The sequence below is a fragment of the Streptomyces sp. NPDC058685 genome, assembly GCF_042714725.1.
Lineage (GTDB): Bacteria > Actinomycetota > Actinomycetes > Streptomycetales > Streptomycetaceae > Streptomyces.
Genome location: NZ_JBHXSL010000104.1, coordinates 1 through 7,693 on the forward strand (window position 1 = coordinate 1; position 7,693 = coordinate 7,693).

The following is a 7,693-nucleotide window of genomic DNA, read 5'->3' on the forward strand; positions in this document are numbered from 1 at the left end:
CCCCCGAGGCGGCCTCTTCATCTCGGCGTGCTGGGGCACCCATACTCAGCCTCGCCGACGGGGTCCGGGGCGGAGCCCCGCGTACGGGCCGGGCCGCACCACTGCCGTACCCGAGGCGCCCTTTCATTGTCGGCGTGCTGGGGCACCAACACTCAGCCTCGCCGGCGTTTGAGGCGCGGGGTCCGGGGCGGAGCCCCGTGAAGAAGCCGGGCCGCACCACCCGCCCCACCCCAAGCCCTCGCACACCCAGGGGCACGGGGCACACGCCCCGCAGACAGGGGCACGGGGCACGCCCCGGCAAAACCCCTACCGCTCCCGCTCCTCCACATACGCGTTGTACGCCGCCACCTGCGCCCGCCGCGCCACCCTCTCCACCGGCCGCAGCGCCTCACCCCGCGCCGCCATCTCGGACGCGCTCACCGCACCCCCGTGCCCCCTCTCGTACGCCACCGAGACCAGCAGCGCGATCCGCTGAGCCAGCTCCAACACCCGCGCAGCCCGCGGCGGATACCCGGGCGCGAGCGTCTCCCCACCTCGGTCCGCCCGGGCCCGGTACGCGTCGATCGCCGCCTCGGCCACCGGCCCGGACGCCGCCACATCGAGCCGTGACAGCACCTCCGTCGCCTCCCGCAGCGCCTCCGCAAGTTCCCGCTCCGCCTCGCCGAGCGACGGTACGTCCGCCGGCGGCGCCTCCCGTACCTCCAGGCAGCGCCAGACGACCTCGACGTGCACATCGCCGGCCGGCCCCGCCTCGGACACCTCCGGCACGAGCCCGTATGCCGCGCCGTACCCGACGACGGCCTCCTCCGCGTCGAGCGCCCGAGCGTTGAAGGCGGGCGGCCCGCTGAGTCCCAGCGGATGCCCCGGCGCGGGCAGCGCGACCCGGAAGCCGGTCACCCCGAGCCCGCGCAGCCGTCCGAGCGCCAGGGTGAGCCCGACGGGCCCCGCCTCGCCCGGAAGCCCCTCCACCCGGTGCACCGCGTCCTCGCCGACGATCGCGAGAGCCGCGTCGTCCGGCGATACAAGTCCGGCCAACAGGGCGTTTCCCCATGCCGCCAGTCGTCCTGAGCGTGGTTCCGAAAGCATGGACCCAGCCTAGGGACCGGGCCGGGGGGCGGGGGTACCCGGCCGGTGGCGTAGGTTTTCCCTGGGAGCTGTGCCCACAGGTGCATAAAAGCCCCCTATGACCTCAAGACGATTGCATGGGGAGACAACGCGCTCATGAGCGATGTACTGGAGCTGGTGGACGTATCCGTGGTCCGCGACGGACGCGCTCTGGTGGACGACGTCTCCTGGTCGGTCAAGGAGGGGGAGCGCTGGGTCATCCTCGGCCCCAACGGCGCCGGCAAGACGACCCTCCTGAACATCGCGTCCAGCTACCTCTTCCCGACCACCGGCACGGTCAGGATCCTCGACGAGCGCCTCGGCGGCGTGGACGTCTTCGAGCTCCGCCCCCGTATCGGCATGGCCGGCATCGCCATGGCCGAGAAGCTGCCCAAGCGGCAGACCGTGCTCGAGACGGTCCTCACGGCCGCGTACGGCATGACGGCCACCTGGCACGAGAACTACGACGCCGTCGACGAGGAGCGCGCCCGCGCCTTCCTCGACCGGCTCGGGATGACCGACTACCTGGAGCGCAGGTTCGGCACCCTCTCCGAGGGCGAGCGCAAGCGCACCATGATCGCCCGCGCGATGATGACCGACCCCGAGATGCTGCTCCTGGACGAGCCCGCCGCGGGCCTCGACCTCGGCGGCCGTGAGGACCTGGTGCGCCGTCTCGGCCGCCTCGCCCGCGACCCGTACGCCCCCTCCATGATCATGGTCACCCACCACGTCGAGGAGATCGCCCCCGGCTTCACCCACGTCCTGATGATCCGCCAGGGCAAGGTGCTCGCCGCCGGCCCCATGGAGACCGAGCTCACCAGCCGCAACCTCTCCCTCTGCTTCGGTCTCCCGCTGCTCGTCGAGCGCAACGGCGAACGCTGGACGGCCCAGGGTCTTCCGCTCGGCTGACGGCTGACGCCTGGCGCCTGGCGCCTGACGGCTGACGGCGCCGCGGCCGCTCTGTGCCGCGCGGCCCCGGTCGGACGGCACTCCCCGACAGCACCACCCGGCGGCCCACGCTCCACCGCGGCCCCTCCAACACCGCAGCGGCGCCCGCCCGTTCGCTGCCGACCTGCCTCGCCCCCTGTCCCGAGCACGACCTGCCGATCTACCATGACCATGTGGAAATCGACGCGTGGGTGTGGTGGCTGATCGGTGCGGTCGGACTGGGCATTCCGCTGGTTCTGACGGCGATGCCCGAATTCGGGATGCTGTCCGCCGGAGCGGTCGCCGCGGCCGTCGTCGCGGCACTCGGCGGCGGCACGGTCGCCCAAGTCCTCGTGTTCGCCGTGGTGTCGGTGGCCCTCATCGCTGTCGTACGGCCGATCGCGAGCCGGCATCGGGCTCAACGCCCCCAGTTCGCCAGTGGAGTCGACGCACTGAAAGGCCGTCAGGCGGTTGTCCTGGAGCGAGTTGACGGCAATGGTGGCCGCATCAAGCTCGCCGGTGAGGTCTGGTCGGCACGCGCCCTCGACGCCGGTATGAGTTTCGAGGCCGGCCAGCAGGTCGACGTCGTCGAGATCGACGGCGCGACCGCGGTCGTGATGTGACGGAACGAAGCCGAACGCCCAACACCCCAGGCCCAGTTCTGGGAAACTCGATCATCTCCACCATCCGGCAGCGAAGGGCACAGGGAACACGATGCAACCGATCATCATCGTCCTGATCATTCTGGTGGTGCTGGTCTTCATCGCCCTGATCAAGACGATCCAGGTCATCCCGCAGGCCAGCGCAGCCATCGTCGAACGCTTCGGGCGCTACACCCGCACGCTGAACGCGGGTCTCAACATCGTCGTCCCGTTCATCGACTCCATCCGCAACCGCATCGACCTCCGTGAACAGGTCGTGCCGTTCCCGCCCCAGCCGGTGATCACCCAGGACAACCTGGTGGTCAATATCGACACGGTCATCTACTACCAGGTCACCGACGCCCGGGCCGCGACCTACGAGGTCGCGAGCTACATCCAGGCCATCGAGCAGCTCACCGTCACCACCCTGCGCAACATCATCGGTGGCATGGACCTGGAGCGGACCCTGACCTCCCGCGAGGAGATCAACGCGGCCCTGCGCGGTGTCCTCGACGAAGCCACCGGCAAGTGGGGCATCCGCGTCAACCGCGTCGAGCTGAAGGCCATCGAGCCGCCCACCTCCATCCAGGACTCGATGGAGAAGCAGATGCGCGCCGACCGTGACAAGCGCGCGGCGATCCTCACCGCCGAAGGTATCCGCCAGTCGCAGATCCTCACGGCAGAGGGTGAGAAGCAGTCCGCGATCCTGCGCGCCGAGGGTGAGGCGAAGGCGGCCGCCCTGCGCGCCGAGGGTGAGGCCCAGGCCGTCCGCACGGTCTTCGAGGCGATCCACGCCGGCGACCCGGACCAGAAGCTCCTCTCCTACCAGTACCTCCAGATGCTCCCGAAGATCGCCGAGGGCGATGCCAACAAGCTCTGGATCGTGCCCAGCGAGATCGGCGACGCCCTCAAGGGCCTGTCCGGAGCCTTCGGAAACCTGGGCAGCGGCGGAGGCCCCGGATTCAACACCGGCAAGGAGCGGCGCGAAGAGCCCCCCGTGAGCTGACGCGCACCCCCGCTCGGACACGGGCAGGGCATCGGGCATGATCGGTGCAACAGGCACCGATCAGCGAAGGGCACAGCGTGACCATCTGGGAGATGCTCGCCGTCTTCGCCGCGGGCATCGGCGCCGGCACCATCAACACCATCGTCGGCTCGGGCACGCTGATCACCTTCCCGGTGCTCCTCGCCACCGGCCTGCCTCCGGTCACCGCGACCGTCTCCAACGCCCTCGGTCTGATCCCCGGCTCGGTCAGCGGGGCCATCGGCTACCGCGCCGAACTCACCGGTCAGCGCAAGCGCGTCCTGCGGCTGAGCGTCGTGGCCGCGATCGGCGGCGTCAGCGGAGCCGTACTCCTGCTGACGCTGCCGTCCACGGCGTTCGAGACGATCGTGCCGGTCCTCGTGGGGATCGCCCTCGTCCTGGTCGTCCTCCAGCCCCGGATCGCCAAGGCCGTCCAGCGCCACCGCGAGCGCCACGGCACCCGCGCCCGCCCCGACGGCGGCCCGCTCCTGCGCACCGGACTGCTGCTCGCCAGCGTCTACGGCGGCTACTTCACCGCGGCCCAGGGGATCATCTACCTCTCCCTGATGGGCATGCTGCTGGACGACAGCCTCCAGCGCCTCAACGCCGTCAAGAACATCCTGGCCGCCGTCGTCAACAGCGTCGCGGCGATCTTCTTCCTCTTCGTCGCCCACTTCGACTGGCAGGCCGTGCTGCTGATCGCCGTCGGCTCCGCCATCGGCGGCCAGGTCGGCGCCAAGATCGGCCGACGGCTGCCCCCGGCCGCCATCCGCGCCCTCATCGTCGTCATCGGCAGCGCCGCCATCGTCCAACTGGTGCTGCGCTGACACACCGGAGCCCGCCCCGGTCGTCCGGGACGGGCTCCCACATCCTTCCGCCGCCTACGCGGCAGGCTGAGCCGCCAGCCACTGCGGCAGCTCGGCGCGCTCACCGGCCCGCATGCCCAGCAGCATCGCGTCGGCCGGCGACGGCACGAACGGCTGGTGCAGCAGCGGCATCCCCGCCTGCTCCGGCGTACGGTCCGCCTTGCGGTGGTTGTCCTCGGAGCACGAGGCCACCGTGTTCAGCCAGCTGTCCGCACCGCCACGCGACCTCGGCACCACGTGGTCCACGGTCGTCGCCCGCCTCCCGCAGTACGCGCACCGGTGCTGGTCCCGTATCAGCACACCCCGTCTCGACCACGGTGCCTGTCTTCGGAAGGGCACCCGTACGTATCTGCAGAGCCTGATCACCCGGGGCACCGGCAGATCGACCGCGGCCGCGCGCACACGGAGTCCGGGGTGGGCCTGCTCGACGACGGCCTTGTCCTGGAGCACCAGCACGACCGCACGGTTGAGTGTCACCGTCGACAGCGGCTCGAAGCTCGCATTCAGTACCAGCGTGTCCCGCATCCCGCCCACCTCCCGTTCACCGGCCCGGCCCTGTTCGGCGGGCTCTGGGCTTGGATCAACTCTGGCCGGGCGCGCCGAGATGGACAACGCAATAAAAGATGCCCTGCCCTGATCTCTCCAAGACCAGGGCAGGGCAAACAACAAGCGAACGGTCAGTGCTCCGCGGGAGCCTCGTACTCACCGATCAACTGTGCACGGGCAATCGTGTGGAACCGCAGATTGAAGCCCACGACCGCGGGCGAGACATCCGCGTCCGGCCCGAGCTTCTCGCTGTCCACGGCGTACACGGTGAACACATAGCGGTGGTTCTCACCGGCCGGCGGAGCCGCACCACCGAAGTCCCGCGACCCGTAGTCGTTGCGGACCTGAACGGCGCCGTCGGGCAGCCCCTCGAACTTCCCGCTGCCCGCACCCGCCGGCAGTTCCGTGACCGACGCCGGAATGTCGAAGACCACCCAGTGCCAGAAACCACTGCCCGTGGGCGCGTCCGGATCGAAGCACGTCACGGCGAAGCTCTTGGTCTCCGCCGGGAAGCCCTCCCACCGCAGCTGCGGCGAGGTGTTGCCCGCCGCGTAGACCTGGGCATCCTTCAGCACCGACCCCGGCTCGATGTCGTCGCTCACCACCGTGAACGACGGCACCTCGGGATGAAAGTCGTGCGGAAGGGGCGCCCTCTTGAGCTCGGTCACGTCTGAACCTCCGATACGGCTGTCCTGCCGACTGCTCTGTCGGATCCGACCCTAGAGCCAGTTGCGCCGGCCGCCGACATCGGCGAGCCACTGGTTGAGGTATGCACTCCAGTCGGTCGACTGGAAGTCGTGGTGCCCCACCTTGAACGCCTTGTACGAGTCGCTGCTCTCGCTGAACAGGCCCGGCTTCTTGTCCATCTCCAGGATGACGTCCATCTCGCGGTCGTCGGCGACGAAGGTGAGCTCGACCTGGTTCAGCCCGCGGTACTGCTGCGGCGGGAAGAACTCGATCTCCTGGTAGAACGGCAGCCGCTGACGCGTGCCCCGGATGTGCCCGCGCTCCATGTCCGCGCTCTTGAAGCGGAAGCCGAGCTGGATGAACGCGTCCAGGATCGCCTGCTGCGCCGGCAGCGGGTGCACATTGATCGGGTCCAGGTCGCCCGAGTCCACGGCGCGCGCGATCTCCAGCTCCGTGGTCACACCGATGTTCATCCCGCGCAGCTGCTGACCGGCGACGCTCGTCACCGGCGTCTCCCACGGAATCTCCAGCCCGAACGGCACCACGTGCACCGCGCCGGCCTTCACCTCGAAGGCGCCACCGAGACGCTGCTTGGTGAACTCGATGTCCTGCTTGACCTCCTGGTCACCGCCCTCGACCTCGACGCGCGCCTGGAGTCCGACGGACAGCCCCTCGATCTGCTGGTCCACCGAACCGCCCTGGATGCGCACCTCGCCCTGGACGACCCCGCCCGGTACGACGTTCTCCTCGGTGAGCACTGTCTCGACGGAGGCGCCCCCGGCGCCCATGCTCGCGAGCAGCTTCTTGAAGCCCATGTCCACTCCTTCTAGGTCCTGACCCCTACATACGCGCCACGACCGTAGCCGGTTCCCCGGGTACCCTCGGACGCCATGATCGAGAGCCCCGACCGTACGCCGTTGTCGCGGGAGTTCTTCGACCGCCCTGTACTGGAGGTCGCACCCGAACTCCTGGGCTGCACCCTCGCACGCCACCACGACGACGGGCCCATCGAACTGCGCATCACCGAAGTGGAGGCGTACGCGGGGGAGCTCGACCCCGGTTCCCACGCCTTCCGCGGACGCACCGCGCGCAACGACGTCATGTTCGGACCGCCCGGTCACGCTTACGTCTACTTCACCTACGGCATGTGGCACTGCCTCAATGTGGTGTGCGGCCCGGTCGGCCGCGCCGGCGGTGTCCTGCTGCGCGCCGGTGAGGTACTGGTGGGCGCGGAGCACGCCCGCAAACGTCGAATCTCGGCCCGTCATGACAGAGAACTGGCCAAGGGCCCGGCCCGTCTGGCCACGGCACTCGACGTCGACCGCACCCTCAACGGCGCGGACTTCTGCGCCGACGGCCACTCACCCCTGACCTTGCTTCCCGGCACCGCGCCCGCCCCTGACCAGGTCCGCAACGGTCCGCGCACGGGCGTCGGCGGCGACGGGGCCCACCATCCGTGGCGCTTCTGGATCGACGGCGACCCCACGGTGAGCCCGTACCGGGCACACACGCCGCGCCGCAGGGCAACTTGACTCGGCCTCCCGAGACGCCTAACGTAGCCCGAGCCGCTTGAGACAGGTCCTGCTGTTCAGCAACCTGAAGCGGCCACCCACTACAGACGACCAACCCGGAACGGGTTCGATTTCGGCATGCCGAAATTCTGCCCCGGTGACTCGATTATGAGTAGCCAAGGGAATCGGCTAACGTAGTGAATGTGCCGAAAGGCAAAAGGCCTTCCAACGGCCACTGGATCGAATTCCACACCGGAAACGGAACGGAAAAAGAGTCTGGTAAGGTTGGAAACGAAGGGAAGCGCCCGGAGGAAAGCCCGAGAGGGTGAGTACAAAGGAAGCGTCCGTTCCTTGAGAACTCAACAGCGTGCCAAAAGTCAACGCCAG

General features: G+C 69.3%; 9 protein-coding genes. 5 read left to right on the forward strand and 4 right to left on the reverse strand.

Going from position 1 to position 7,693, the window contains the following annotated elements; translation table 11 throughout:
• Nucleotides 1-306 precede the first annotated feature (306 nt).
• Entirely contained in the window at nucleotides 307-1,086 is a 780-nt protein-coding gene (locus tag ACFWU3_RS36155) for a hypothetical protein (RefSeq protein WP_384445827.1), read from the reverse strand.
• Nucleotides 1,087-1,221: 135 nt separating this feature from the next.
• Here ACFWU3_RS36155 and ACFWU3_RS36160 point away from each other — a divergent pair, with 135 nt between their 5' ends.
• The 4 genes from ACFWU3_RS36160 to ACFWU3_RS36175 all read left to right on the forward strand — a co-directional run bounded on the left by ACFWU3_RS36160 (nucleotide 1,222) and on the right by ACFWU3_RS36175 (nucleotide 4,523).
• Nucleotides 1,222-2,013 (forward strand): ABC transporter ATP-binding protein, encoded by a 792-nt coding sequence (locus ACFWU3_RS36160; RefSeq protein ID WP_384445829.1) that lies wholly within the window; start codon nucleotides 1,222-1,224, stop codon nucleotides 2,011-2,013.
• Nucleotides 2,014-2,225: 212 nt separating this feature from the next.
• Complete coding sequence (locus ACFWU3_RS36165; protein WP_384445831.1) at nucleotides 2,226-2,654, forward strand: NfeD family protein; 429 nt, start codon at nucleotides 2,226-2,228, stop codon at nucleotides 2,652-2,654.
• A 91-nt stretch (nucleotides 2,655-2,745) separates the two neighbouring features.
• Nucleotides 2,746-3,678 carry an SPFH domain-containing protein gene (locus tag ACFWU3_RS36170; RefSeq protein WP_313947160.1) on the forward strand — a complete coding sequence of 311 codons (933 nt, stop codon included), beginning with the start codon at nucleotides 2,746-2,748 and terminating at the stop codon, nucleotides 3,676-3,678.
• Between the two features lie 77 nt (nucleotides 3,679-3,755).
• The gene (locus ACFWU3_RS36175) at nucleotides 3,756-4,523 is read left to right on the forward strand and encodes a sulfite exporter TauE/SafE family protein (RefSeq protein ID WP_384445833.1); all 768 of its coding nucleotides are present in this window, start codon (nucleotides 3,756-3,758) and stop codon (nucleotides 4,521-4,523) included.
• Between the two features lie 54 nt (nucleotides 4,524-4,577).
• Here the strand turns inward: ACFWU3_RS36175 and ACFWU3_RS36180 are convergent, their stop codons facing one another.
• The 3 genes from ACFWU3_RS36180 to ACFWU3_RS36190 all read right to left on the reverse strand — a co-directional run bounded on the left by ACFWU3_RS36180 (nucleotide 4,578) and on the right by ACFWU3_RS36190 (nucleotide 6,610).
• Nucleotides 4,578-5,087: an HNH endonuclease gene (locus tag ACFWU3_RS36180; protein ID WP_384445835.1), complete on the reverse strand. Its 510-nt coding sequence runs from the start codon at nucleotides 5,085-5,087 to the stop codon at nucleotides 4,578-4,580.
• Nucleotides 5,088-5,239: 152 nt separating this feature from the next.
• Nucleotides 5,240-5,776: a YbhB/YbcL family Raf kinase inhibitor-like protein gene (locus ACFWU3_RS36185; protein ID WP_384445837.1), complete on the reverse strand. Its 537-nt coding sequence runs from the start codon at nucleotides 5,774-5,776 to the stop codon at nucleotides 5,240-5,242.
• Between the two features lie 51 nt (nucleotides 5,777-5,827).
• Nucleotides 5,828-6,610, reverse strand: a complete 783-nt coding sequence (locus ACFWU3_RS36190) for a sporulation protein (protein WP_313947164.1) — start codon at nucleotides 6,608-6,610, stop codon at nucleotides 5,828-5,830.
• A 75-nt stretch (nucleotides 6,611-6,685) separates the two neighbouring features.
• On the opposite strand from ACFWU3_RS36190, the gene ACFWU3_RS36195 reads away from it, so the two are divergent.
• Complete coding sequence (locus ACFWU3_RS36195; RefSeq protein WP_384445839.1) at nucleotides 6,686-7,327, forward strand: DNA-3-methyladenine glycosylase; 642 nt, start codon at nucleotides 6,686-6,688, stop codon at nucleotides 7,325-7,327.
• Nucleotides 7,328-7,693 lie beyond the last annotated feature (366 nt).